This window comes from Jiangella anatolica (assembly GCF_003236295.1).
Classification (GTDB): Bacteria; Actinomycetota; Actinomycetes; order Jiangellales; family Jiangellaceae; genus Jiangella; species Jiangella anatolica.
In genome coordinates this window covers 1-385 of record NZ_POTW01000254.1, presented here as the reverse complement: position 1 = coordinate 385, position 385 = coordinate 1, and the positions used below count along the sequence as shown (strand labels likewise).

The window sequence follows — 385 nt, the reverse complement described above, 5'->3', positions numbered from 1 at the left end:
GGTCGTGCGGCTCGGGGGCGGCCGTGGGTGACGCGGGAGAGCATGACCACGAAGTACGCCGCCGTGAGGACCGCGCCGAGGCCCCCGATCACCATGTACGTGAGGAAGAGGCCGCGCGGCAGCGGGTTCGCCGGCTGGAAGGCGCCGTACAGGGCGAGCATCTCGCCCCAGAAGCCCGCCAGGCCGGGCAGCCCGAGTGAGGCGATCGAGGCGAACGTGAGCACCGAGCCGAGTCGCGGCATGGTGGCCAGCAGGCCGCCGCCCATCGACGGCATGTCGGCGTGGGGGTGGCGCACCTTGATCGCTCCGGCCAGGAAGAACAGCAGGCCGGTGATCAGCCCGTGGGCGACGTTGGCGAACAGGGCGCCGTTGACGCCCACAGGGG

General features: G+C 72.5%; 1 protein-coding gene. It reads right to left on the bottom strand.

From position 1 onward, the window contains the following. A partial coding sequence (locus C1I92_RS33255; protein WP_199521857.1) for a proton-conducting transporter transmembrane domain-containing protein occupies positions 1–385 on the bottom strand: 385 nt, incomplete at both ends.